Raw genomic sequence first — 24,607 nt, 5'->3', positions numbered from 1 at the left:
TTAAGTCCGGTTAGGTGTTACGAACCGGGAAAATCTGCTTTTCGTTTTTCAAGAAATGCAGTCGTACCTTCGGCAAAGTCGTCCGTACCAAAACAAGCGCCAAACGAATCTATTTCCTGCTCGTAACCGTTTACAGTATTCTTAAAACCCGCATTTATGGCTTTTATTGCATGGGAAATGGCTACAGTTGAGTTATTGCAAATTTTGCTTGCCATTTTTTTACAAAATGGAAGAAGTTCTTCTTGGGCGACTACATGGTTCACTAACCCATAGGTGTATGCCTGTTCGGTTGAAATCATACCGGCCGTCATGATCAATTCCATAGCCCTGCCCTTGCCTATCAATTGTGGTAAGCGCTGCGTGCCGCCATAACCAGGGATTACCCCCAATGAGACCTCTGGCAGCCCCATTTTAGCATTGTCACTGGCAACCCTGAAATGACATGCCATTGCCAGTTCCAGACCACCACCCAAAGCGAAGCCATTAACTGCTGCAATGACCGGTTTTGAGAAGTTCTCTATAAAATCGAAAAGTAATTTTTGTCCTTTGGATGCAAGTTTTTTGCCTTTATTAACCGAAAAATCGGCAAATTCTAAAATATCCGCTCCAGCCACAAAAGCTTTTTCACCACTACCGGTGAGTATAATCACTTTTACCTCCTTGTTTTTTTCTAGACTTGAGAAGGCGTTGTGCAATTCCTTAATGGTTTCTGTATTAAGGGCATTTAATTTATTGGGGCGATTAATGGTTATTAAACCTATTGCAGATTCATTCTTGACTAGAATATTATGATAACCCATAGTTTTATTTTAGTGATTAATTTTATTCGAAATTCGCTATCACACAACCTTTTTAAAGAATCTTTATCGATTATTTTAGTTGAAATAAAGCCTACTTAATATTTTTATACACAAATATAGAATTGTTATGTCAAATGTGCGTGTTATATACTTTTTGCTGGCGATATTAGTACTTAGTGCCTGTAAAAAAGATGACGATTTTTACAATTTATCAAATGTAGAAATCGCTAAAACCTATAGTTCAGAAGTCGTTGTGGATTGGTACGAGCTTATAAAAACTCTGACTAAGGAGACTCCTGGTTTTACGCCTCCAGTAGCAGCAAGAGCCTTTGGATATATAGGAATAGCTTTATATGAAGGCGTGTCGATTGGGCTTCCCAATAAAACATCGCTCTCAGGTAAATTAAACGGTTTACAATACACAATTCAAACCGAAGATTTAGAAATGTATCATTGGCCAGCAGTTGCCAATGCCATATTGAATCAGACTACACTATATTTTTATAGTAATACTTCGGATGAGAGGATGGAGGCTATTATGGATTTAAATAACGAGTATACTTCTAAATATCAATTAGAACTAGTACCTGAAGTTTTTGAAGCATCCCAAGTTTTAGCTAAGGAAGTAGCGGATAATATCATAGAATGGTCCGAGACGGATGGCGGTATGAATGGTCAATTTAATAATTTCCCAACCGATTATATATTGCCTTTAACAGCATCTTGGAAACCTACAGCACCCGATTTCAGCGGCCCCTTGCAGCCTTATTGGGGAACAAATAGACCTTTTTTATTAGCTAATGTTGATGCCGTACAACCAGTTGCACCCCCTATTGCCTCTACAGATGAAAATTCACTCTGTTATGAGCGGGCTACGGAAGTATATAATGTCGTTAATAATATAACTTCTGAACAAATTAAGATAGCTGAATTTTGGTCGGATGACCCTGTTACTACCGCAACCCCTCCTGGACACTCTATTGCCATTGCAAATCAGTTAATCGTTGAGAATAATTCCAATCTCGGAGAAGCAACAGAAATTTTTGCAAAGCTTGGCATTGCAATTTCAGATGCTTTCATTTCCTGTTGGAAGACTAAGTATGAGACTCTTTACGTACGACCAATTACCTATATCAATGAAAATATAGACCCAAATTGGGAGCCAATTTTATCTACCCCTCCTTTTCCAGAGTATACCTCTGGACATTCAGTGCAGTCCGGTGCACTAGCAGAGGTGATGATTTCATTTTTTGGAGAAAATTATGCTTTTGTTGACCGTACCCATGAGGGAAGGACAGATATCGACGGCACGCCGCGTGCCTATGACAGTTTTATAGATATGGCGGAAGAAGCGGCAGTATCAAGACTTTATGGTGGCATTCATTATCAAGAAGCCATTTATCTTGGATTGGAACAAGGGTACGCTATCGGCAGGAATGTTAGTAATTTAGATTTAGACAATTAATTCCGTGTTCTAGGATATGAAGTGAAGCGATAGTCTATAGAGCGCGGGGAAATCTTACACAAAAAACCGTTCCTTTACCAGGCTTTGAGGTAAAATTGATACTTCCTTTATAGGTTTCTACTATATTCTTCACCATACCAAGTCCAAGACCCATACCACTGGTTTTGGTAGTGAATTTAGGTTCAAAAATTTTATCCGAATGCTCATCTAAAATACCCACACCGTTGTCCGCCACGGATATTTTCACCATATCTTTTTCCGATGCTACAGAAACCAATATTCTAGGTGAACTGACCTCAGGTACCGCTTGAATAGCATTTTTTACCAAATTGGTTACGACCCTTATCAATTGCGTACGATCTAATTTAGCTATGATTTCCTCCTCCTCGGCTATGAAATGGATGTAATCCTCGTTAAAGATATCTAGTGCCAATTTCACGATTTTAACCACGTTAAGCGTCTCGTTCTGCTGCGCTGGCATTTCAGCAAAATTAGAGAATGCCGAGGCTATACTGCTCATGGTATCAATTTGCTGTATCAGTGTTTTGGAATACTCGGCCACCTTTTCCTTAATTTTAGGGTCCTTTGGGTCAAACTTCCGTTCAAAGCTTTGAACGCTTAAACGCATGGGGGTTAACGGATTTTTTATCTCATGTGCTACTTGTTTGGCCATCTCCCGCCAAGCTTGCTCCCGTTCGCTCCTTGCCAACTTAACGGCACTCTGTCCCAATTCATCAATCATAGCGTTATAAGAGGAGATCAATTTTTCAATTTCCTCACCAGGACTATCAATAAATATCTTTTCATTCCGTCGCGTTAAATCAGTTCGTTCCATCATATCGGAAATGGTCTCTAAAGACCTTGTAATGTATTTAGAAATGAAAAAGGCAAATGCAATTGCAATCAATAACATCAAAAAGTAAACTCCCCCCAAACGCCATAAGAACTCCCTTAGCTCCTTATCATTAAAAGAATTATCCTCAAAATACGGAAGGTTTAAAATACCTATCGGTTTAAATTTGTTATCTGAAATGTAGGTATAGGATGCTTGATACTTATCCCCTGCTGCAGCCCGCTCCTCCACATAGCGCTTATCGACGCTCGCCTCCAATTTGTTGAGTATTTCAGCGTCCAAGCACATGGAAATAGAATCATTTTCAAACTTAGGTCTAGAACTTTTGATGAGTTGACCGTCCAAACTGTATAAGTTGAAGTTCATATTTTGAACTACGGCAATCTCGTAAATTTCATTTTTGAAAATTAATCCCAAATTTTCAGGAGTAACGGGATAAGTCGTTTTTTGGATTGCAAGATCAATGCTTTGTCGAATCTGCTCTTCCTTACGCTCCATCCTGTCCTGATGATAATCCTTGTTTATTTCCTGAAATTGAAAAATAGTAGTGACCAAAATCAAGACGGACGCCAGTACTACCAAAAAAATCATGGCTAGGAAAATACGTGACCTTAAGGATAATTTTTTAAGCAAGGAATTGGTGTTTCGTTCAAAGTTAACAAATATCGCACCAAATATTTTTAACTCCACAGACAAGCATTAAACATAAGCTCAAAAACAAAATAACCTCTACGGTCTGAATTTTGAATTGCGCTAGGCCTCTGGATTTTTTTGACGTATACGCTTGTAAAGTTTTATGCCCAGCATTAATAAGACACCCAAAACAAGAATACCGATAACCCCATAAATCCAATTGAAGGCACTTTTTAAAACGACCAAGAAAATGACTGCGAACAAGATGAGGGTTGCACCCTCGTTCCAGATACGCATATAATTGGAAGAATACCTAATATCATCTTTCTGAAATTTCTTAAAAATTAGATGATTCCTGAGATGATAGGCAATCAGTAATACTACAAATCCCAGTTTTACATGCATCCATGGTTGTTGCAGCCAATACGGAGCTAGAATCAGTAGCCAAATCGCAAACAAAGTAGCCAATATTGCCGAGGGCCATGTAATGATATACCAGAGCCGCTTGGTCATCAATTTGAGTTGCTTGCTTAAAATTTCCTTTTCCGGAGAGGATTTTTGGTTAGCCTCAATGTGATAAATGAACAACCGTGGAATATAAAAAAGCCCAGCAAACCATGTAATTACAAAGATGAGATGCAGTGCTTTAATATAATTGTACAACAGAATTCTAGTTTAGATTTTCAAGTTCAAAGTTAGCTAAAACTTTAAAGCCGTAAAGCTCCAATACCGGCTTCCCATAGTTTCTTGTTGAAGGAAGGAATATCAGTGTTCATTAAATTATCTGACCTGGATTTTAATCCGTTCCATTGTTGGTCCAGCTCTTGCTTTCGTTCCACATTAGATTTGTTTACCCTAGGTATACTTCCCGACGTTTGATTGATTAAAAACAAATACTCCGCCGTAAACTTATTTGGGAAATTTTCCACATCATCATAGGCTTGTGATTTACGTTGGATCATGTCTTCATCCCAGGCGATCAACTTATCCAAAAGCTTTTGACCTTCTTTTTTTAGTTCGTTATCATCGATTTCTTTCAGCACTTCTTTTAAATCCTCCTGAACACCATAAAGCTTGTTCACCCTATTATGCATCATGGTCACTTTTTGCTCCATCTCCGACATGAGTGTATCATATTCCTTATACTGCTCTGAGCTAATCCCAAAGGTAGGTACTGCCTCTATCTCTCCCTTGGTCACGACCATTTCTCCTCCAACTTTTAATTGAATGTCATAAGTTCCAGGGATAGCCTTATGCCCTCCAAAGCCGGCTTCAATGTAAGTTCCTGGAATACCCGGCATTGTTGAATGACCCATGTCCCAAACAAAACGGTTAAGACCTATTTCTTTAGAAAGTAAGGGCTCTGGTGATGGCCCACCACCGTTATGTGGTTTGTAATCGGGGTCCTTTTCTGAGCTAAATGTTCGGATTAACTTTCCTTGGCCATCGCGAATTTCCATAGATAATACTGTAGAGTCCTTAAGCTTTGGAAGTTCATAGTAAATTACTAATCCATTTGCCGGGTTAACACCATCAAAGGGGTCGGTTCCTTTAAATTTATGTGAATTTCTGTTTAAAGGGCTTCCCCATGAACCGGCATAGGCAGGCTTGGGTTTCAGTATTTTCAATCCTTTTTGAGAAGGTTGATATTGTGACAATGCAGTCAAATCATCAAGAATCCAAAAGGAGCGCCCAGAGGTAGCCACTATTAAATCTCCACGGTGCACTTTTAAATCCAAAACTGGAGTTATGGGAAGATTCAGCTGAAAAGGCTCCCAGTTTGCGCCGCCGTTGAATGAGATATACATTCCCTTCTCCGTACCTGCGTACAAAAGATTTTTTTGTTCTTCATCCTCCCTAACGACACGTGTAAACGAACCGTAAGGAATTCCAGAACTAATATTCGTCCATGTTTTTCCATAATCACTTGTCTTATAAATAGCAGGCGTATAGTCATTGAACTTGTACCGTGTGGTAGCAATATATGCCGTTGCCGGGTCAAATGGCGAAATTTCGATAGCATTAATCAGGCATTCTTTAAGACCCTTAGGCGTTACGTTCTCCCAATTTTCTCCGCCGTCCTTGGTAATATGAACAAGACCGTCGTCACTCCCCGTCAAGAACACCCCCTTTTCATGGGGGGATTCTATCATATAGGCCAGTGTGCCATAATTTTCGGCCCCAACCGCTTCATTCGTATACGGACCACCACCTTTACCTTGTTTTTCATCAATATCTCTTGTAAGGTCCGGTGAAATTTCCTCCCAGGTCACTCCCATGTCCCTAGTTCTCAGAACCAACTGTGCTCCGTGATAATAAGTTCCCGGTTCATGCTTAGATCCAATTATAGGAGCGTTCCAATTGTAGAGGTATTTCATATTTCGGGCTTCACGCCCCAGATATTGAATAGGAGCGGCCATTATGTTGGTTGACCCCTTGGTCTCCATGTCCAAGACCTCTATGGTTCCCAAATAGCTGCCTCCCAAAACATATCTTGGATCGTCCGGGTCAAATGCCAAGAAGGCGCTTTCGCCGCCTGCAGCATAGGTCCAATCCTGTTCGGAAATACTACCCCTTCCCATCGATAAGCTTGCAATACGCACAGAAGTGTTATCCTGTTGACCCCCGTATACGTTATAAGGAAATAGATTGTCCACACTGATTCTATAAAATTGCGCCGTTGGCATATTATCCTGAGTAGACCAAGTTTTTCCGAAATCGAACGAAACGGCAGCGCCACCGTCATTGGCAATGACCATGTTTTTGGAGTTATCCGGATTAATCCAAAGGTCATGATAATCTCCATGCGTGCCCGTTAGCCGTTCCCATGTTTTTCCACCGTCCGTGGAACGCAAAGCTGGTGCGCTAAGGACATACACCGTATCCTCGTCGTTAGGGTCTAAAAAGACTTCTATGTAGTACCACGCCCGTTGAACTAAACGATTATCTCCACTGATCATAGACCACGATTCTCCTGCATCGTTAGAAACAAAAAGCCCCCCTTTATCTGCATCGGAATCACTTTCTATGAGCGCATAGACTTTATTGGAATTGGCCGGACTCACGGCTATTGCCATCTTTCCCTTCTCCTCTGGCAAACCTTTATAAATTTTGGACCACGTTTCCCCTGCATCCATAGATTTGTACAATCCACTACCCTCACCTCCACTTATAACCTTATTGGGTTTTCTTTGATGTTCCCACATGGCTGCATACATAATTTCCGGATAGTTGGCATCCATGGACAGTTCGGCCGCACCCGTTAAATTATTGACGAACAAAGTATTTTTCCAAGTCATGCCTCCATCAACAGATTTGTAGATGCCACGTTCCGCTGTACCCTCGTGCAATGCACCTTGAGCTGCTACGTAAACGATATCCGGATTAGAAGGATGAATAATGATTCTGGAAATATGTTGCGTTTTTTCTAGCCCCATCTTTTTCCATGTTTTTCCCGCATCGGTAGACTTATAGACCCCATCCCCGTAGGAGGTCATCACTCCCCTTGGAGCATGCTCTCCCATACCCACATATACAATGTTGGGATTGGACTTAGCAACAGCCACAGCACCAACGGAACCGGTTTCAAAATAACCATCTGAAATGTTCTCCCAGCGCTGTCCGGCGGTCTCGGTCTTCCAAAGGCCTCCTCCCGTACTTCCCATATAATAGGTCATTGGGTCACCAACCACTCCGGTTGCCGTTACCGACCTCCCGCCTCTAAAGGGCCCTATGTTCCTATATTTTAAGGGTTGAAAATAGTCATTCACTGTCTGGGCTAAACTTAAAGTACAGACTAACAGTATAAGTAAGGGAAATGATTTCTTCATTATTTGAATCAATATTATTATATCTACTGGAACTACTGACCAATTTTACAATCTCTTAGAAATTGGCAATTCCATTTAATCTTCAACAAATAAATAATCCAATTTAAGTTCGTTAAAAGCCTGATTGAACTCTTGGAGTTCTTTTGAATTTACCTCATCAAAAATCTTTAGTTCCGCATTAATTTTAGAGGTCAGTTCGTTTTTGACAGCAATATCCTGTTCCGTGGGTGGAAAATCATCAATGGCAACCAAACTATTTAAATGACCCAATTTATTGGTCAATTTAATTGGAAAATTTAAAGGGTCCTGACCACTTCTATTTTGGGTTTGATATAAGGCCTTTTCTACCTCTCCTAGTCGCTCTTTCATAGCTTTCGCTTTCTCCACCAAATCCTTTGTCGCCTCATTATCCTTGTACTGCTTGGTAAAAGCATCCAACTGGGTGTTAATCTTTCGAATTTTTTTAATGGATTGATGTGCATTATCAATAGTGGTATTAATATCGGTAATGAAATCATACTGCTTTTGCATCTCATCAACCGATGCCTCGGCCCTAGGGTCGGGAATAATTTTAAAGGTTTCGGTTTTTGTGTCTCCATTCACATTTAAATGAACCTGATAATTGCCGGGTACTGCTTTCGCCCCGTCCAAGCTGGCCCACCAAAGAATCATACCCTCCAGTTCTTCTGCTCCTTTACCTCGGGTATCCCAAACAAAAGTGTTTCCTCCTTTTTTAACCTCTAGCTTCTTGTCCTTTTTCTTAGCACTATTACTATAATTTGCCAAGGTATCCCCTGCCATTGAGGTAAAAGTGAGATTGATGCTGTCCTTTTCTTTTAAATCTTTCAAGTAAAAATGCGTCACTACCCCATTAGGGTGATTTTGACCGGCTGTTTTTGAGGGTGTCTTCGCAGCTCTACCTTTGGTTCTGTAAGAATCCTTTGGCTTGTATAAGATTGAAGTTGCCGATTTTCTGCCCTCATCCAATTGATGCAGGACCGTTAAATCATCTATTATCCAAACGCTTCGCCCTTGGGTTGCTACTACTAAATTATTATCCTTGATGGTCAAATCCGTAATAGGCACAATTGGTAAATTCATTTGAAACGAGCTCCAGTTGGCACCATCGTCAAATGAAATATACATACCTGTTTCTGTTCCGGCATATAACAATCCTTTTCTTTTAGGATCTTCCCGAACCACCCTGGTAAAATGCTCGTTATTGATACCGTTGGTAATCTTGGTCCATGTTTGACCATAGTTGGTCGTCTTGTATAAATACGGCTCAAAATCTCCCAATTTGTAACGTGTCGCCGCAACGTAACAGGTTCCTTCGTCAAAGGCCGATGGTTCAATGCTATTTACCATACTCCACTCGGGCATATTGGCTGGAGTTACGTTTTCCCAATTGGCGCCGCCATCTTTGGACACATGAATTAAACCGTCATCACTACCTACCCAAAGTAAGCCTTCTTTTAATGGACTTTCGTTAGCGGCAAAAATGGTGCAGTAATATTCCACACTGGTATTGTCCTGGGTAATGGGACCACCACTGGAACCTAATTTGGTCGGGTCGTTTCTTGTGAGGTCACCGCTCAAAACCCTCCAGCTTTGACCCTCGTTTTCTGAAACATGAACATGCTGTGAAAACGTATATAATTTATTAGGGTCATGACGACTGAACATGATAGGAAAATTCCACTGAAAACGATATTTCATAGCTTCCGCTCCGGCACCCATAGGATTATCCGGCCATACATTCACACCTCTAACAGTACCTTTATCATGGTTTACCCGGGTTAAGAACCCGTCATAGCTACCGCCGTAGACAATGTCATTATTTTGAGGGTCCACCGCAATATGAGCCGATTCACCTCCAGCTGTTGGCTCCCAATCGGACTCATCAATACTACTCCCATCACTTCGGTGATTAATGCGTAATGTAGAATTATCTTGTTGTGCCACATAGATGCGATACGGAAAAGCATTATCCGTGGTTACTCTATAAAATTGCGCGGTAGGTTGATTGTAATAAGTGCTCCAGGTCTCACCCCCATCATAGGAGACCTGCGCACCACCATCATCACCGATTATCATGCGCTTGGAATTTTCTGGGGCAATCCATAGATCGTGGTGATCTCCATGGGGAGCATTGAAGGTATTGAAGCTTTTTCCACCGTCCGTAGACTTATGATAACGGACATTGAGCACATAAACTACATCCTCATCTTCAGTATCAGCATAGACACGGGTGTAATACCATGCCCTTTGGCGTAATTTTCGTTCGCTATTTACCTGTGTCCATTTTTTTCCACCATCATCGGAACGGTATAAACCGCCCTTTTCCTTATTTTCAACAATGGCCCAGACCCGTTCCGAATTTTTTGGAGAAACGGTCACACCTATAATACCCAAAGTATCCTTTGGAAAACCTTCATTTTTTGAAATCTCTGACCAGGTTTCCCCACTATCGGTACTCTTCCATAGGGCAGAACCCTCCCCGCCACTACTTAGGCTATAAGGAGTTCGCTGAGCACGCCATGTGGATGCATACAAAATTCTTGGATTGTTAGGGTCAAATGTCAGATCTACGGCTCCTGCTTGGTCGTTGACGAACAAGACCTGCTTCCAATTCTGACCACCGTCCGTGCTTTTATAAATACCTCTTTCCGTGGTTGGCTTATAGATGTTTCCAAGAACTGCGGTGTACACCGTATTGTAATCTGTTGGGTGCACTCGGATTCTGGGTACATGGCGACTATTTTTCAAACCGGCGGAAACCCATGTTTTACCTGCATTTTCAGTTTTCCAGATACCATATCCAGAGGATACGTTACCTCGTAATGTTTTTTCACCTCCACCCACATAGATGACATTAGGGTCACTTTTTGCCACCTCAACGGCGCCGATACTGCCGCCGAAATAACCATCGGAGATATTCTCCCATGTTCGGCCTCCATCCAGTGTTTTCCAAACTCCGCCACCGGTTGCACCGAAATAAAATAGATTGGGTTCTCCGGGCACTCCGGTAACCGCGGCAGAACGTCCACCCCTGAAGGGACCTACTAATCTGTAATCCAAACTTGAATACAGTTCCTCCGGATACGAAGTCACGGTCTTTTGCGATTTACTTTTTCGCTGAGCTATGATAGATAAGGGTAAAAAAGAAAGTGCCAGTAATAACATACCGGCTCTGGTAAGTAAAAATTTCATTTCGTATGTGTTGAATTAGTCAAGCTTAAAAGTAAGGAAAACAGTAACAGTAGTAAAGAATTTGGAATAAAAACACTTGAGGATTTAAAGAATACTATTTATGGTTTCATATTTTTAGTAGAGTTATAAAAGGAAAAGCAATTTGCCTACCTTTAATATAAACACATATGCGTAGAATGAAAAAAATATACATCTTTAAAAGCCAGTTTATTACAGCAATTATACTCCTATTTTTTATTGCTCCCATACAAACCCGATCTCAAGAATTCCTGTACGGTGACGCCCTACCAGATGCTCCCGAACTTGCGCAAAGAGGTGACTATTCAGTTGGTGTTCGTACGCTGAGCTTTATTAATAGCGACCAAATAGATATTCTCAATTCCAAGGATGGAAAAGACCCCGTATATGACCGGCCACTAAAGATTGAAATTTGGTATCCAGCCGAGTCGGACCAAAATAGTACTCCAGTTATTTACGACGAGGTCATGGGTACACGAGGGGATTCCTTACGGCCATTGATTCCATTTAACTTCAAAGGGAGAGCCTTTCGTGATGCAAAACCGATAACCAATGAGGGTAAATTTCCATTGATTATCGTTTCCCATGGCTATGTGGGCTCTCGCTTTTTGATGACGTATTTAACCGAAAATCTTGCCTCAAAAGGCTATGTAGTTGCCGCCATTGACCATACTGATTCTACCTTTAAGGATGCCAATGCATTTCAGAGTACATTGCTGAACAGACCAAAAGATATTCGATTTGTCTTAAATGAAATGGAACTACTTGGCAAAGCTAATAGCGAAGATGCCCTACAAGGAATTATTGATGCTGACAATGTTGGCCTTATAGGATATTCTATGGGGGGCTATGGCGTCCTTAATGTTGGAGGTGCTGGTTACAGCGATAATCTTACGGCATTCTTTGGTCAGATGACAGGTGGTAGTGCTGCAATCAATGAGCACAACGCAAACAATCCAGAATATCTGAAAAAGACGGATAAGAGAATTAAGGCAATTGTCGCATTCGCACCATGGGGCATGGAGCGAGGTGTCTGGGACAAAGATGGATTAAAAGGATTAAAAACGCCTACGTTTTTTGTGGCGGGTAGTCAGGATGATATTTCGGGTTATGAAAATGGTATCAAAGCCATTTACGAAGGTTCTGTAAATGCTGACCGTTATTTATTGACCTATGAAAACGCACGGCACAATGTAGCGCCTAATCCACCTCCAGCAAATGCTTTAGCCCCAGGACTTCATATTGATGAGTATTATCGGTATGCCGAGCCTTCATGGGATGAACGTAAATTGAACAATATCAACCAACATTTTGTTACTGCTTTTTTGGGTATTCATCTCAAAGGGGAAGATTTTATAAAATATCTTGAACTACAAGAAAATTCTAATGAAAAAGATTGGACTGGTTTTAAACCAAGGTCTTCCACAGGTATGGATTTGCGGCATTCCTTACCATTAAACTAGTTATGTTTCATTATTTGAATAGAACATAATGGAGAGAATTATTTTCTTAAATTTTCTTCTCCACTAACTATGTGTTTATAATGCGCCATAGATTTAAATACTTCTCTTGCAGTTAAATACAATATGAATAATGATAAAAGAAGCAAAAAAGAAAATAAATAAATCATGGTATCAGTTTTATGGATGTATAATACTTACGGAGAAAACTAGAAATGGTTTTAAAAGTAATGTTAACCAGTCGCTACAAGATTGGTCCTAACCTCTTTCCTTAAATATAAACCCGTGACAATGGTAGCCAGGACATCGGCAATAGGAAAGGAAATCCATACCCCGAGTTCCCCCAAATAATTAGGAAGAATTAATATTAACGGGATAAAGAAGAACCCTTGTCGGGTGAGTGTCAATAAAAGGGCGGGGACAGCCTTCCCAATAGCCTGAAAATAAGCTGCTCCTATCAATTGCAGGGCTATAATTGGGGTTGCCGCAAATACCCATCGCATGGCAGCAGGTGTATTTTCTAAAACAAAGACGTTCGTGTCCAATTCCAACTGCGACATACCTTCTTTGGAGCTCAAAAATAAACCTGCTATTTCACCAGGAAAGGTAAATAGTCCAAGAAACACAATGGTCGCTAAAATACTCGCATATAATATGGCGGTATTGATCACTTTTCGAACTCTTTCATATTTTTTCGCGCCAAAATTGTAGCCGGCGATAGGAAGGAAACCCTGTGTAATCCCAAATACGGGGAACAAAGCAAACATGAGCATACGTCCAATTATGGCGTATACAGCTACCATTGGCTCACCGCCCAAACCAAATAGGATATTGTTCATCAACAGATAAACAACACTGGTAGTGGCTTGCCTGGCCAAAGTAACAAAGCCCAAGGACCCAATTTCCTTAACAATGGGCAAGCTTAGGTTAAAACAATTTGGCGTGAGTTTTAATTCAGAGTTTTTTGAAAGAAAGAAATAAAGGATATAACTAAAACAAAGTACATAACCAATGGTCGTAGCCCAAGCTGCACCATGCATGCCCCAATCAAAAACATAAATAAAAACGTAATCCATCAACAGGTTTCCTACGGAAGGAATAATCATGGCAATCATGGCGAATTTCGGCTTTCCTTCGGCACGTATGACCGTGTTCCCCATCATGCAAAGTGCAAGAAATGGAATACCGTAAAGCACAATAGTGTAATATATTTTCGCTGGAGCAAAGATGCCACCCTTGCCTCCAAAGGCAGGAATTAGGGAATCTACGAAGTAAAGGCCCAATAAGGCCATACCTATAGTTACGAGAAGGGTTAGGGTAATTTGATTTCCAAAAACTCGAACTGCCTTAGCATGATTATTAGACCCGAGTGCCCTAGAGATGATGCTAGAGCCCCCAATTCCAATGGCCATTCCCAATGCGCCAATAAAGAATGAAACCGGTAGTACCACATTAATTGCAGCAATGGCGATAGAACCTATCCAGTTACCTACAAAAATTGAATCGACAAGAATGTTCAGGGACATCACCAATATCCCGATACTAGCAGGAACCGCTTGACTTACCAAAAGCTTGCCTATAGGCTCTGAACCAAGTTGTTCTGAAGATACTCTTGCCATTTGTGGTTTATACCGGAAGTAGTTCTTTCTGCTCCCAGGTGGTTATCCATTTTGCCATCGTTTGCACCCAAGCATCGTTGTCGTTCAGACATGAAATATGTTTGTAATCCTCACCTCCCGCTTCTTCAAATTGCTCCTTGCCTTCCATTGCTATCTCTTCTAATGTTTCCAAGCAATCACTCACAAAAGCCGGTGTTACAACCGCCAAACGCTTTTTACCGTCCTTTGCCAAACGCTCAAACTCATAATCGGTATAGGGCTTAAGCCACGGATCGCCCGCAAGGCGTGATTGAAAAGAGGTACTGGTCTGTTCTTCCGATAAACCCAAATAGGCTTTTACCATTTCGGTCGTATCGTAAACCTGGTGGCGATAACAAGTATTGTGTGCTACCGAATTTATCTTACAGCAATTACCATCTATTTTACAATGAAATCGGGTAGGATCACTTTTACGAATATGCCTTTCTGGAATACCATGATACGAAAATAGTATATGGTCATATTCAAAATCTTTTAGACCCTCCTTAATGCTCTCCGCTAAAGCCTTTATATAATCCGGATTCTTATAAAAAGCCGGTAATGTGGTCAATTTCATTTCGGGAAAGAACTTCTGTTGGTCCTCCATGGTCTTAACCACTACGGTCTCGTAGGAGGACATAGCATAATGAGGGTACAATGGAACTAGCAACACATCGTCCACACCCTTGTCATCCAGTTCTTTCAAAGCATTTTTTATGGACATGCTTCCATACCGCATTCCCAATGCTACCGGCAATTTAGTGTGTTCTCGTAATTTATCTGCAAATCGCTCAGAAAGCACGATTAAAGGAGAACCTTCTTCCCACCATATTTTGGCATAAGCCTTTGCCGATTTTTTTGGTCTAGTTTGAAGAATAATCCCTCTTACTAAAAGCGTACGCAACCATTTTGGAGCATCTATTACGCGCTCATCCATCAAAAACTCGTCCAAATAAGGCTTAACGTCTTTAGGGGTAGGACTGTCCGGGGAACCCAAATTAACTAATAATATTCCTTTCATCTGATGCTCTATTTTTTGTTTTCCGTCGAATATAATTCGAAAAGAACTTCGCCGACGTTAATTAAAAGTGGTTATGATTTATCTCATAACTGCTATTTTCATTATACAAAAATAAGGCTTGGGGCGTATTCAAAACTATTGCGGTAACAATACTTTTTGATGATGAAATAGGTAGCATCGATTTTTACCAGGAGATAACTTGTACTACGCCTAAATTTTAGTATGTTGGGGCTACATAACCAAATTTACATATGAATTCCATTTCTGAAGTTTTTATACCAACCCCCACCCTTTACTTTCTGGGCTCGGTCATTGGCATTTTAATACTTTACGGGATAATATCCTATCTATTCAGAAGACTTGGGAAGAATCCCAAATTCTTACTCCCCGAAGGCGCATTTAAAAGGCTTAGCTGGCCCATATTTACCATTTTAACTTCTATTCTTCTACGATCGGAATCGCTCAGGACAATATTGGACATGGAAGACTCTGCCTATTACTTTAGGAAAGCAAGTACCCTTTTGTTCATATTCGCCTTTACTTGGCTCTTGCTCAACGTAATTAAAATTGTAAAGGGCGTAATCATTCAAAACTACAATGTAGAAGCAACCAACAATTTAAAAGCACGGAAGATATATACCCAGTTCAATATTCTGGAGCGTATATTCATATTCGTAACGATCATTCTAGCCGTGGGCGCCGCATTGATGAGTTTTCAAGAAATACGTGATGTGGGTGTAGGTATATTTGCATCAGCTGGGGTAGCCGGTATCATCATAGGGTTTTCCGCACAAAAAATGATAGGTACTATTTTGGCGGGAATCCAAATTGCGATTGCTCAACCTATAAAAATGGATGATGTGGTCATCGTGGAAGGCGAATGGGGCCGTATCGAGGAAATTACACTCACCTATGTCGCCGTAAAAATTTGGGACAAGCGTAGGTTGATTTTACCGACGCCTTACTTTATTGAAAAACCTTTCCAGAATTGGACCAAATCCTCTTCGGACATCATTGGAACCGTCTTTTTGCATATGGACTATCGGGTTCCGTTTGACGAATTGCGCACAGAGCTGACCAAGATTCTGGAAAGCTCAGATTTGTGGGACGGGGAAGCCAATAATATTCAAGTGACGGATAGTAAAGCAGGATTTGTAGAAGTGCGTGCAATGGTAAGTGCAAGGGATGCCTCAGATGCTTGGGATCTAAGGGTTTTGGTGCGTGAAAAACTAATTTCCTTCTTGCAAGAAAATTATCCGGAGAGCATTGCCAGAAATAGGCATATAGTAGAGACAAACGAAAACTTAAAGGACAATTCTTAATTTTGAAGCATGAGAAAAACTTTGGCTGTTCTTTTATTACTCACGATTTCCGTAAGTATTCTTCATGCACAAAACATCACTTGCTCCCCAAAAGATAAGCAAGCGGTGGAGGATAAGATTATTGAAATCGACGGACTTGTGGAAACGGATTTTGGCCAGACCATTGTCTCCATCGGGAAGACTTTTCAAGGCACTCCCTATGTAGCTAAAACCCTAGAAATAGGCGACAAAGAATCCTTGGTAGTAAATCTACATGGACTCGACTGTACCACTTTTGTTGAAAACGTATTGGCTTTTAGTTTGATGCTAAAAAATGAACAGACGGAGTTTGAGGATTTCACGAAAGCATTGGAAAAAATTCGGTACAAAAACGGGGTTTTAGACGGGTATGCCTCTCGGCTTCATTACTTTTCTGAATGGATCCGGAACAATGAGTCCAAAGGATTGCTAAAGGACATCACGGCTGAAATAGGTGGAAAGGAAATAAGGAAGGATATCAATTTTATGAGTACACATCGGGACCTTTACCCGTTTTTAAGTGATACCGATAATTTTCTGAAAATAAAGGCCTCCGAGGACTACCTCAATAATGAAATTATATGGGTGCTTGCCCAAGAAGACATTGCTAAAAATGAACACCTGATACAATCCGGGGACATTATCGCTTTAACTACCAGCATCAAAGGGTTGGATGTTACCCATACTGGGATTGCTACCCGAGAAGAAGACGGCCGCATTCATTTATTACACGCTTCTACGGTTGGTGAGGTCGTTGTTTCCGACGTCCCGTTGACGGATTACCTGAAAAAGGTAAAAAGCAACACAGGTATTATGGTGGCCCGTCCCACTTTTTAGGAAATTGTCATGATTCATATCTAAACTATGTATTCGCCAAGGCCATTACGTATTTTTTAGGCGTAGTACCATACTTTTTGCGGAAAGCCGCAATAAAATGGCTGGAAGTACTGTAACCTATCTTAAGACCTATTTCACTTACGTTATATTGACCGGATTCTAAAAGTCTTCTGGCATAATCCATCTTGTAATCAAATAGGAAACTGTAAACGGAATCCCCGTAAATTTGCTTAAAACCTTCTTTTAGTCGTTTAAGGCTAAGCCCTATTTCCTTAGAAAGTTCAGGAAGTGATGGTGGTTCCGCCATATTGGCAATAATAATTTCCTTTGCCTTACGTATGCGTTTCACATTATCCTCATCAACCAAAAATGGACATTGCTCAATATCCGCATCGGTGCTTTTGTTAAAATATAAGGAAACAAGTTCATATACCTTTCCCTTTATATACAGCTTCTTTACGGTGGGATGTAAATTGTAGTTTATAATTTGGCTTAAGACCACAGCAATGGCCGGGGACACCCCTTCCTGCGCATAATACTTCTTTTCTTGGTTTTCTGCATTTAAGAAAGGAATATAGCTGGCCTCGTCCGAAAAAAGGGAATGAAATTTACGTATGGTCATCACAACGGAAACCATCCAGGAGCCTGGCGACAAAGCCAAATTTAATGGGAGGTCCAATTGCGTATTGTACAGTAGTAATGAATTTTCCTCGGAAACCTCTAACGCATAATTACCCTCGTTGAAAATGAATTTTCCCCCACCTTTCAAACAAAAATGAAATTGGATATACCTCCGGTTTATTTCTCGCTTTACCTGTTCAATCTGTGAACTATCGTTCTGAATTTTGAGCACGTAAAAACCGTCATCTATTAAAATTTCTTCAAAAGAACCTGTAGCGACATTTTCTTCTTTCATCAATTTGAAATTTAATTTTACCTTATTTAGAAACAGTCTAAATAATTATCTTGTTAGTCCTTGTATTTCCTATAAAATTAAGTCATTTGAACCGAAAAATAACGATACACGTCCAAAAATACTTCAATCGATGGTAATTGTTCCTCTAGCGTTATTTTTATCGTTTAGATGGATTTATTTTTGTCTCGCTTTATGAAGGATTACCATATTTCCAGACATAGTTCCTTTTATACCATTGGCCTCAACTACAAAAAGGCCGATGCTGAAGTTCGCGGTAAATTTAGTTTGGACGAAACCGCGATGAAGGAAATTCTGCTAAAGGCAAAAGAGCAGGGCATAGATGGCCTTTTGGCTACTTCTACCTGCAATAGAACGGAACTCCACGGTTTTGCCCAGCACCCCTTTCAACTGATTAAATTGCTCTGTGACCATTCCAACGGCACCGTAGAAGAATTTCAGGAGGTGGCGTATGTATACAAAAATAACGAAGCCATTGTCCATTTGTTTCGCGTGGGCACTGGTTTGGACAGTCAAATATTAGGAGATTTTGAGATTATAAGTCAGTTGAAACAAAGCTTTAATCGCTCCAAAAAATTAGGGATTGCGAATCCTTTTATTGAAAGACTTTGCAATGCGGTCATTCAGGCCAGTAAACGTATAAAGAATGAAACTGAAATCTCTTCTGGGGCCACTTCAGTAGCTTTTGCTTCTGTACAGTACATTCTAAAGAACGTAACTGATATTACGGAAAAGAATATCCTCTTGTTCGGCACCGGAAAAATCGGAAGAAATACCTGCGAAAACTTAATTAAGCATACCAAGAATCCGCATATTACCTTAATTAACCGCACCAAGGACAAGGCTGAGAAAATAGCAGGCAAATTTAATCTTACGGTGAAGGATTACGGCGATTTGCAGACCGAAATTCGAAAGGCCGATGTTCTTGTAGTAGCTACGGGAGCTCAAAAACCTACAGTCTGTAAGGAACTTATTTATACTAAAAATTCATTATTGATACTAGATTTGTCCGTTCCCAAAAATGTGGACGACAACGTATCCGAATTGGAAAACGTAAAAGTTATTCATCTGGATCATCTTTCCCAAATGACGGATGATACCTTAGAACGCAGGAAGCAGTTCATTCCCCAAGCGGAAATTATCATTGAAGAGGTCATGACCGATTTTATCAAGTGGCTAGAGACAAGAAAATTTGCGCCAGTGATAAAGGCCCTTAAAAAGAAATTGAAGACCATGAAGGATGAGGAGTTGGACTATCAATCCAAAAAAACAGCTGATTTTGATTCCGAACACGCCGCTATCATTTCTGACCGTATCATTCAAAAAATTACAAAGCAATTTGCCAATCACCTGAAGGACGATTCGGTGGACTCCGATTCCAGTCTGGAACTGATTCAAAAAGTCTTTCAACTAGAATTGGGCCAGCAATGAACAGAATTATCAGAATAGGCACACGCGATAGTGAGTTGGCACTATGGCAAGCCAATACCGTTAAAGATCAATTAGAAGCGCTCGGTCATAAAGCCGCCTTAGTTCCTGTAAAATCTACCGGGGATTTGGTATTGGATAAACCCCTTTATGAAATGGGAATTACAGGGATTTTTACCAAAACCTTGGATGTCGCCATGCTTAAGGGAGAAATTGACATTGCCGTCCATTCCATGAAAGACGTTCCCACATCACTCCCAAAGGGCATAGTACAAGCTGCCGTTCTAAAAAGGGGTAATTATTTGGATATTTTGGCCTTTAAGGGCAACGAAGAGTTTTTAGGTCAAAGGGAAGGTACCATTGCCACCGGAAGTCTCCGCAGAAAAGCACAATGGCTAAATCGCTACCCAACCCATACTGTAACGGATTTAAGGGGTAACGTAGATACTAGGTATCAAAAACTTAAGGACAACGATTGGAACGGGGCAATTTTTGCAGCAGCTGGTCTGGAACGTATTGGTCTTGAGCCCGATAATACCATTGGACTAACGTGGATGCTGCCCGCACCTGCACAGGGTGCCGTTATGGTCGTCGCCATGGAGTCCGATACAGAAATCCGTGAAATTTGTGAATCGTTAAACCATACCGAAACTGAAATTTGCACAGGATTAGAACGGGAATTCCTAAGAGAATTGGAAGGCGGATGTAGTGCACCCATTGGCGCTTTGGCCTATATCAACAAAGAAGAGGTGGTTACTTTAAAAGGAGTTCTACTAACAGTTGACGGTGCAAAAAAATTAGAAGTAGAACTTACCGCCCCACTGGGAAAACACCAAAAATTGGGTATTGATTGCGCCAATAGTATTTTGAGTCGGGGAGGGAAGCGTTTAATGAACGAATTACATTACGACAGTTTAAAAACTACCATTTTTTCTACAAAACAATTAACGGAAGCACAGTTAAGACATTTTGATAGTGCTGTTCGTGTGGATTCTGAAGATTTTATTAAGATAAGCCCGAACAGGATATCACCCATACCCTTCAGAAAAAAATAAAGAATGTTGTTTTCACCAGTAAAAATGGGGTGGAAAGTCTCCTGACCAATGTTAGTCCGGCCGAATTACAATTTGAAAACATTTACTGTGTTGGGAGAAAAACGCGGCGACTCATCCAGAAAAAAATTGGGAAAGTTGCCCATTTTGAGAACAACGCAAGGGATTTAGCAAATTACTTGGTGGAATTTATTGAAGGTACGGAGGTTACCTATTTTCACGGAAACCTAAGCCTGGAGGAGCTTCCCAAGATATTGGAAGAGAACAACATCACGGTAAACGCGATTGAAGCTTATCAAACTAAACTATCTGGGAAGCAAATTGACGATACGGTAGAGGGAATCTTATTTTATAGTCCATCTGCGATAGAAAGTTACCTGATTAACAACAAACCCGATAAAGTGGCCTACTGTATTGGCGAAACCACGGCTACGGAAGCGCGTAAACATTTTAAAGAGGTTAAAGTGGCCAAAATTCCAGATGTGGAAAGTGTTATTGATTTGGTGAACGAAGATTATAGGTGATAGGTGATAGGTGATAGGTGATAGGTGATAGGTGATAGGTGATAGGTGATAGGTGATAGGTGATAGGTGATAGGTGATAAATATAAAAAACAATTAATAGCCAAAGGCTAACAACCAGAAATGATAAAAAACGACCTTTTCCTGAAAGCCCTAAAAAGGGAGACTGTAGATAGACCTCCTGTTTGGATGATGCGCCAAGCGGGTCGGTATTTGCCGGAATTCATGGAAATCAAGCATAAGTATGATTTCTTTACCCGTTGCCAAACCCCGGAACTTGCATCCGAGATAACGGTACAACCAATCCGCAGATACGGAATGGATGCAGCCATTCTTTTTAGCGATATTCTGGTTATTCCTCAGGCCATGAATATTGAAGTGGAGATGAAACCCAATTTTGGGCCATACTTACCAAACCCAATTCGTTCCAAGAAAGATTTGGACAGCGTAATTGTCCCTGATGTAAATGAAGCGTTGGATTATGTGATGCAAGCCATAAAGGCCACGAAGGAAAAACTAAACGATGAAGTCCCCTTAATCGGTTTTGCAGGGTCTCCGTGGACCATATTATGCTATTGTGTTCAGGGCCAAGGCAGTAAAACTTTCGATAAAGCCAAAGAACTTTGCTTTACCCAACCCCTTGTAGCCCATGAGCTATTGCAAAAAATCACGGATACGACGATCGCTTACTTAAAAGCAAAAGTAAAGGCCGGCGTAGATGCCGTTCAGGTTTTTGATTCTTGGGGTGGAATGCTTTCTCCGGTGGATTACCAAGAATTTTCCTGGGTGTACATTCAGCAAATTATAGATGCGCTAAAAGATGATGCTCCCGTAATTGTTTTTGGGAAGGGATGCTGGTTCGCTTTGGGAGACATGGCAAAATCCGGAGCATCGGCTTTGGGCGTAGATTGGACCTGCTCTGCGCGAAATGCCCGTTATTTATCTGGAGGTAAGATTACACTCCAAGGTAACTTTGACCCAGCACGTTTGTTATCACCACCTTCGGAAATCAAAAAAATGGTCACCCAAATGATTAATGAGTTTGGAAAAGACTACTATATTGCTAATCTAGGTCACGGTATTTTACCCAATGTACCCGTAGAAAATGCCAAAGCTTTCATTGATGCGGTGAAGGAGTGGAAAGCCCAGGAATAGGGGTTAAATTGAGGCTATAGGAAACAGTCCATGCAATTTGAATTTGACAATTATATCATAGACCCTATCCATGAAAAATACGCATGGCGCATCTGTGATTTGGTTACGGTCAATTCAGACAGGTTTAAGCGCTTTTTCCCTTTTACCCTAGCGCAAAACCTAACGCCTACCCTCTCCACCTACTTTGTCAATCAAAAAGTCCGGCAATTTCATAACAAAGAGGAGTTTCTGTATGTACTAAAGGAACTGGAAAACAGGACCGTAATAGGTCTCGTTTATATTAAAGAACTTGACTGGGCGAAGAAAAAGGGCGAGCTTGCCTATTGCATCGGTTATCAATATGAAGGCAAAGGATATACTACGCAAAGTGTTCGGGTACTTTCTAACTATGCCTTCGAGGAATTAGGGTTAAGGACGCTACAAATTATTGTCCATAAATACAATTACGCAAGTATCCGTGTAGCTGAAAAATGTGGGTATATTTGGAAAAAGACTTTATCTAAAGCATTTACGCCACCCAACGAGAATCCATTGGACATGGAACTTTATGAACTTGACTATGAAGGATAAATTTTACACCTACATTCAACAATTACAGGACACCATCACCTCAAAATTGGAAGAAGTAGACGGCAAAGCCTCTTTTAAGGAGGATATTTGGGAACGTCCCGAGGGCGGTGGTGGCAGAACAAGGGTCATAGAGAACGGTGATGTTTTTGAAAAAGGCGGTGTTAATATTTCAGGAGTGCATGGGGAACTACCAAAAAGCATGCAAACCTATTTTGGCGTGGCAGATGCCGATTTCTTTGCCTGTGGCTTGAGTCTTGTTTTACATCCTAAAAACCCTATGGTTCCCACGGCTCATGCCAATTGGCGATATTTTGAAATGTACGACAAAACAGGAACTATCGTAGATCAGTGGTTTGGCGGGGGACAAGATTTGACGCCCTACTATTTGTTTGAAGAAGATGCCAAACATTTTCATACCATATGTAAATCGGCCTGCGACCCACATCACCCAGATTTTTACGATACCTACAAAAAAAGATGCGATGACTATTTCTGGAATGCGCATCGTGATGAAGCTAGAGGTATTGGTGGACTCTTTTTCGATTATTGTAAAGCCACCAACGAGATGACCATGCAGGACTGGTATAATTTTGTCACTGCGGTTGGAGATAGTTTTTTGACAAGTTACATACCGATTGTTCTAAAAAGAAAAGACCTCGAATATTCAACCGTACAAAGGGATTGGCAGGAAATACGCCGTGGAAGGTACGTGGAATTCAATCTGGTCCACGATAAAGGAACCTTGTTCGGGTTAAAGACCAATGGACGGATTGAAAGTATATTAATGAGCTTACCGCCACATGTCCAATGGCGCTATGACCACCAACCAGAAAAAGGAAGCGATGAGGAACGGCTGATTCAGGTTTTAAGGCATCCAAAAACATGGATTTAAAATATAAGTTCTTAATATGTGCCTTGTTGTTCCTTAAACTAGGCATGGGTCAAGATAGCACCTACATAAGAACATTTCCTGAAAAAATTACCGTTAGACTTGGGTTACAAAATACAGCGAACAGTTTTACACTACAAGATTCGGAAAGTAATATAACTACAGAATTTATACCCAATGACAAGACCTACCTGGGACTGTCCTTACTCTTCAGGTCAATAGAATTGGACTTGGGCTACGCCCCAAGTTTTTTATCCGAAAATCAGGACAATGAAGGGTCCAAGCTCTTTACCCTTAATTTCAGGATGTTTCTGGGACAATGGATGCAGACCTTGGATTTTTATAACCAAGAAGGCTTCTTTATTGAAAGTGGGGAAGAAATTATTTCCTTTCCGGAGCTAAATACGCTGAAAATAGGCGGTTCAACCTCTTATATTTTTAACAGAAGATTTTCGTTCAGGGCCATAGGGTTTCAAAATGAATGGCAAAAAAAGAGTGCAGGTAGCTTTATTCCCAGATTAACTTATTACTACACGCGATTTGGGATAGATGGCTCGTCACTTAAGGAAACCAACGACCACTCTATTGATATCGCCATTGGGCCGGGATACTATTATAATTTAATAATTGCAAAACACTTTATAGCTTCGGCAGGGGCGACTGTAGGTATAGGATTGAACTTTTCAACGTCCCAAGGGGAAACTACAACCTCTGAGCTCGCGCAGTTCGCCTTTAGGACAGCTTTGGGCTATAATTCCGAAAAGGTTTTTACCGGCATAAATCTAAATGCCCAAGTATTGGCCCATGCCGAGGATGAAACCACTCAAGTAGATGATAACATCGCTTTTGTTGAATTGTATTTGGGATACCGATTTAACGCTCCCAAGAAATGGGTGCAAAAGGCGGATAACTTCAATAAAAAGTTTGGGCTGGACTAGAAACAGATAAGCA

At 40.8% G+C, this 24,607-nt stretch carries 19 protein-coding genes; 11 read left to right on the top strand and 8 right to left on the bottom strand.

Going from position 1 to position 24,607, the window contains the following annotated elements; translation table 11 throughout:
• Positions 1-17 precede the first annotated feature (17 nt).
• Positions 18-800 carry an enoyl-CoA hydratase/isomerase family protein gene (locus N8A89_RS08910; protein ID WP_281541954.1) on the bottom strand — a complete coding sequence of 261 codons (783 nt, stop codon included), beginning with the start codon at positions 798-800 and terminating at the stop codon, positions 18-20.
• A 127-nt stretch (positions 801-927) separates the two neighbouring features.
• Between N8A89_RS08910 and N8A89_RS08905 the strand changes: the two genes are divergently transcribed.
• Complete coding sequence (locus N8A89_RS08905; protein WP_289644188.1) at positions 928-2,265, top strand: vanadium-dependent haloperoxidase; 1,338 nt, start codon at positions 928-930, stop codon at positions 2,263-2,265.
• Between the two features lie 34 nt (positions 2,266-2,299).
• Here N8A89_RS08905 and N8A89_RS08900 read toward each other — a convergent pair whose 3' ends face one another.
• From N8A89_RS08900 to N8A89_RS08885, 4 genes are all read right to left on the bottom strand, one after another.
• Positions 2,300-3,709 (bottom strand): sensor histidine kinase, encoded by a 1,410-nt coding sequence (locus tag N8A89_RS08900; RefSeq protein ID WP_289645556.1) that lies wholly within the window; start codon positions 3,707-3,709, stop codon positions 2,300-2,302.
• A 162-nt stretch (positions 3,710-3,871) separates the two neighbouring features.
• Entirely contained in the window at positions 3,872-4,420 is a 549-nt protein-coding gene (locus N8A89_RS08895) for a CopD family protein (RefSeq protein WP_281543362.1), read from the bottom strand.
• Positions 4,421-4,458: 38 nt separating this feature from the next.
• On the bottom strand, positions 4,459-7,581 hold the full coding sequence (locus N8A89_RS08890) for a WD40/YVTN/BNR-like repeat-containing protein (protein ID WP_289644187.1): 3,123 nt from the start codon (positions 7,579-7,581) through the stop codon (positions 4,459-4,461).
• Between the two features lie 75 nt (positions 7,582-7,656).
• Positions 7,657-10,794: a WD40/YVTN/BNR-like repeat-containing protein gene (locus N8A89_RS08885; RefSeq protein WP_289644186.1), complete on the bottom strand. Its 3,138-nt coding sequence runs from the start codon at positions 10,792-10,794 to the stop codon at positions 7,657-7,659.
• A 176-nt stretch (positions 10,795-10,970) separates the two neighbouring features.
• Here N8A89_RS08885 and N8A89_RS08880 point away from each other — a divergent pair, with 176 nt between their 5' ends.
• Positions 10,971-12,275, top strand: a complete 1,305-nt coding sequence (locus N8A89_RS08880) for an alpha/beta hydrolase family protein (RefSeq protein ID WP_281541950.1) — start codon at positions 10,971-10,973, stop codon at positions 12,273-12,275.
• 230 nt (positions 12,276-12,505) lie between these two features.
• Here N8A89_RS08880 and N8A89_RS08875 read toward each other — a convergent pair whose 3' ends face one another.
• Positions 12,506-13,891: an MATE family efflux transporter gene (locus N8A89_RS08875; RefSeq protein ID WP_281541949.1), complete on the bottom strand. Its 1,386-nt coding sequence runs from the start codon at positions 13,889-13,891 to the stop codon at positions 12,506-12,508.
• A 7-nt stretch (positions 13,892-13,898) separates the two neighbouring features.
• Positions 13,899-14,930, bottom strand: a complete 1,032-nt coding sequence (gene hemH, locus N8A89_RS08870) for a ferrochelatase (protein ID WP_289644185.1) — start codon at positions 14,928-14,930, stop codon at positions 13,899-13,901.
• Between the two features lie 251 nt (positions 14,931-15,181).
• On the opposite strand from hemH, the gene N8A89_RS08865 reads away from it, so the two are divergent.
• Both N8A89_RS08865 and N8A89_RS08860 read left to right on the top strand, forming a co-directional pair.
• A complete protein-coding gene (locus N8A89_RS08865) occupies positions 15,182-16,252 on the top strand; it encodes a mechanosensitive ion channel family protein (RefSeq protein WP_281541948.1) in 1,071 nt (356 codons plus the stop codon).
• A gap of 9 nt (positions 16,253-16,261) precedes the next feature.
• Positions 16,262-17,107: an N-acetylmuramoyl-L-alanine amidase-like domain-containing protein gene (locus N8A89_RS08860; RefSeq protein WP_281541947.1), complete on the top strand. Its 846-nt coding sequence runs from the start codon at positions 16,262-16,264 to the stop codon at positions 17,105-17,107.
• A 25-nt stretch (positions 17,108-17,132) separates the two neighbouring features.
• Here N8A89_RS08860 and N8A89_RS08855 read toward each other — a convergent pair whose 3' ends face one another.
• A complete protein-coding gene (locus N8A89_RS08855; protein ID WP_281541946.1) occupies positions 17,133-18,023 on the bottom strand; it encodes an AraC family transcriptional regulator in 891 nt (296 codons plus the stop codon).
• A gap of 192 nt (positions 18,024-18,215) precedes the next feature.
• On the opposite strand from N8A89_RS08855, the gene hemA reads away from it, so the two are divergent.
• The 7 genes from hemA (at position 18,216) to N8A89_RS08825 (ending at position 24,594) form a co-directional block, all read left to right on the top strand.
• Positions 18,216-19,472, top strand: coding sequence for a glutamyl-tRNA reductase (gene hemA / locus N8A89_RS08850; protein ID WP_281543361.1), 1,257 nt, complete (start codon positions 18,216-18,218; stop codon positions 19,470-19,472).
• A complete protein-coding gene (gene hemC / locus N8A89_RS08845) occupies positions 19,469-20,524 on the top strand; it encodes a hydroxymethylbilane synthase (RefSeq protein ID WP_347343918.1) in 1,056 nt (351 codons plus the stop codon). The genes hemA and hemC overlap by 4 nt, the downstream gene beginning before the upstream one ends.
• A complete protein-coding gene (locus N8A89_RS17710; RefSeq protein ID WP_347343969.1) occupies positions 20,497-21,045 on the top strand; it encodes a uroporphyrinogen-III synthase in 549 nt (182 codons plus the stop codon). Before hemC ends, N8A89_RS17710 begins: the two co-directional genes overlap by 28 nt.
• Before the next feature lie 120 nt (positions 21,046-21,165).
• Complete coding sequence (gene hemE / locus N8A89_RS08840) at positions 21,166-22,197, top strand: uroporphyrinogen decarboxylase (RefSeq protein WP_281541945.1); 1,032 nt, start codon at positions 21,166-21,168, stop codon at positions 22,195-22,197.
• Positions 22,198-22,227: 30 nt separating this feature from the next.
• On the top strand, positions 22,228-22,767 hold the full coding sequence (locus N8A89_RS08835) for a GNAT family N-acetyltransferase (protein ID WP_281541944.1): 540 nt from the start codon (positions 22,228-22,230) through the stop codon (positions 22,765-22,767).
• A complete protein-coding gene (hemF, locus tag N8A89_RS08830) occupies positions 22,757-23,659 on the top strand; it encodes an oxygen-dependent coproporphyrinogen oxidase (protein WP_281541943.1) in 903 nt (300 codons plus the stop codon). The genes N8A89_RS08835 and hemF overlap by 11 nt, the downstream gene beginning before the upstream one ends.
• A complete protein-coding gene (locus N8A89_RS08825; RefSeq protein ID WP_281541942.1) occupies positions 23,650-24,594 on the top strand; it encodes a DUF4421 domain-containing protein in 945 nt (314 codons plus the stop codon). The genes hemF and N8A89_RS08825 overlap by 10 nt, the downstream gene beginning before the upstream one ends.
• Positions 24,595-24,607 lie beyond the last annotated feature (13 nt).

Source organism: Maribacter aestuarii, assembly GCF_027474845.2.
GTDB lineage: Bacteria > Bacteroidota > Bacteroidia > Flavobacteriales > Flavobacteriaceae > Maribacter > Maribacter aestuarii.
The sequence above is the reverse complement of the archived record's forward strand: the minus strand, read 5'-3'. Positions and strand labels throughout refer to the sequence as shown.

What these genes read in the sequence shown, in the direction of transcription:
- N8A89_RS08910 (WP_281541954.1), bottom strand. Translation starts at nt 800, where the DNA reads ATGGGTTATCATAATATTCTAGTCAAGAATGAATCTGCAATAGGTTTA.
- N8A89_RS08890 (WP_289644187.1), bottom strand. Translation starts at nt 7,581, where the DNA reads ATGAAGAAATCATTTCCCTTACTTATACTGTTAGTCTGTACTTTAAGT.
- N8A89_RS08875 (WP_281541949.1), bottom strand. Translation starts at nt 13,891, where the DNA reads ATGGCAAGAGTATCTTCAGAACAACTTGGTTCAGAGCCTATAGGCAAG.
- N8A89_RS08865 (WP_281541948.1), top strand. Translation starts at nt 15,182, where the DNA reads ATGAATTCCATTTCTGAAGTTTTTATACCAACCCCCACCCTTTACTTT.
- N8A89_RS08900 (WP_289645556.1), bottom strand. Translation starts at nt 3,709, where the DNA reads ATGATTTTTTTGGTAGTACTGGCGTCCGTCTTGATTTTGGTCACTACT.
- N8A89_RS08855 (WP_281541946.1), bottom strand. Translation starts at nt 18,023, where the DNA reads ATGAAAGAAGAAAATGTCGCTACAGGTTCTTTTGAAGAAATTTTAATA.
- hemC (WP_347343918.1), top strand. Translation starts at nt 19,469, where the DNA reads ATGAACAGAATTATCAGAATAGGCACACGCGATAGTGAGTTGGCACTA.
- hemF (WP_281541943.1), top strand. Translation starts at nt 22,757, where the DNA reads ATGAAGGATAAATTTTACACCTACATTCAACAATTACAGGACACCATC.
- N8A89_RS08905 (WP_289644188.1), top strand. Translation starts at nt 928, where the DNA reads ATGTCAAATGTGCGTGTTATATACTTTTTGCTGGCGATATTAGTACTT.
- hemE (WP_281541945.1), top strand. Translation starts at nt 21,166, where the DNA reads ATGATAAAAAACGACCTTTTCCTGAAAGCCCTAAAAAGGGAGACTGTA.
- hemH (WP_289644185.1), bottom strand. Translation starts at nt 14,930, where the DNA reads ATGAAAGGAATATTATTAGTTAATTTGGGTTCCCCGGACAGTCCTACC.
- N8A89_RS08860 (WP_281541947.1), top strand. Translation starts at nt 16,262, where the DNA reads ATGAGAAAAACTTTGGCTGTTCTTTTATTACTCACGATTTCCGTAAGT.
- N8A89_RS08885 (WP_289644186.1), bottom strand. Translation starts at nt 10,794, where the DNA reads ATGAAATTTTTACTTACCAGAGCCGGTATGTTATTACTGGCACTTTCT.
- N8A89_RS08880 (WP_281541950.1), top strand. Translation starts at nt 10,971, where the DNA reads ATGAAAAAAATATACATCTTTAAAAGCCAGTTTATTACAGCAATTATA.
- N8A89_RS08825 (WP_281541942.1), top strand. Translation starts at nt 23,650, where the DNA reads ATGGATTTAAAATATAAGTTCTTAATATGTGCCTTGTTGTTCCTTAAA.
- N8A89_RS08835 (WP_281541944.1), top strand. Translation starts at nt 22,228, where the DNA reads ATGCAATTTGAATTTGACAATTATATCATAGACCCTATCCATGAAAAA.
- hemA (WP_281543361.1), top strand. Translation starts at nt 18,216, where the DNA reads ATGAAGGATTACCATATTTCCAGACATAGTTCCTTTTATACCATTGGC.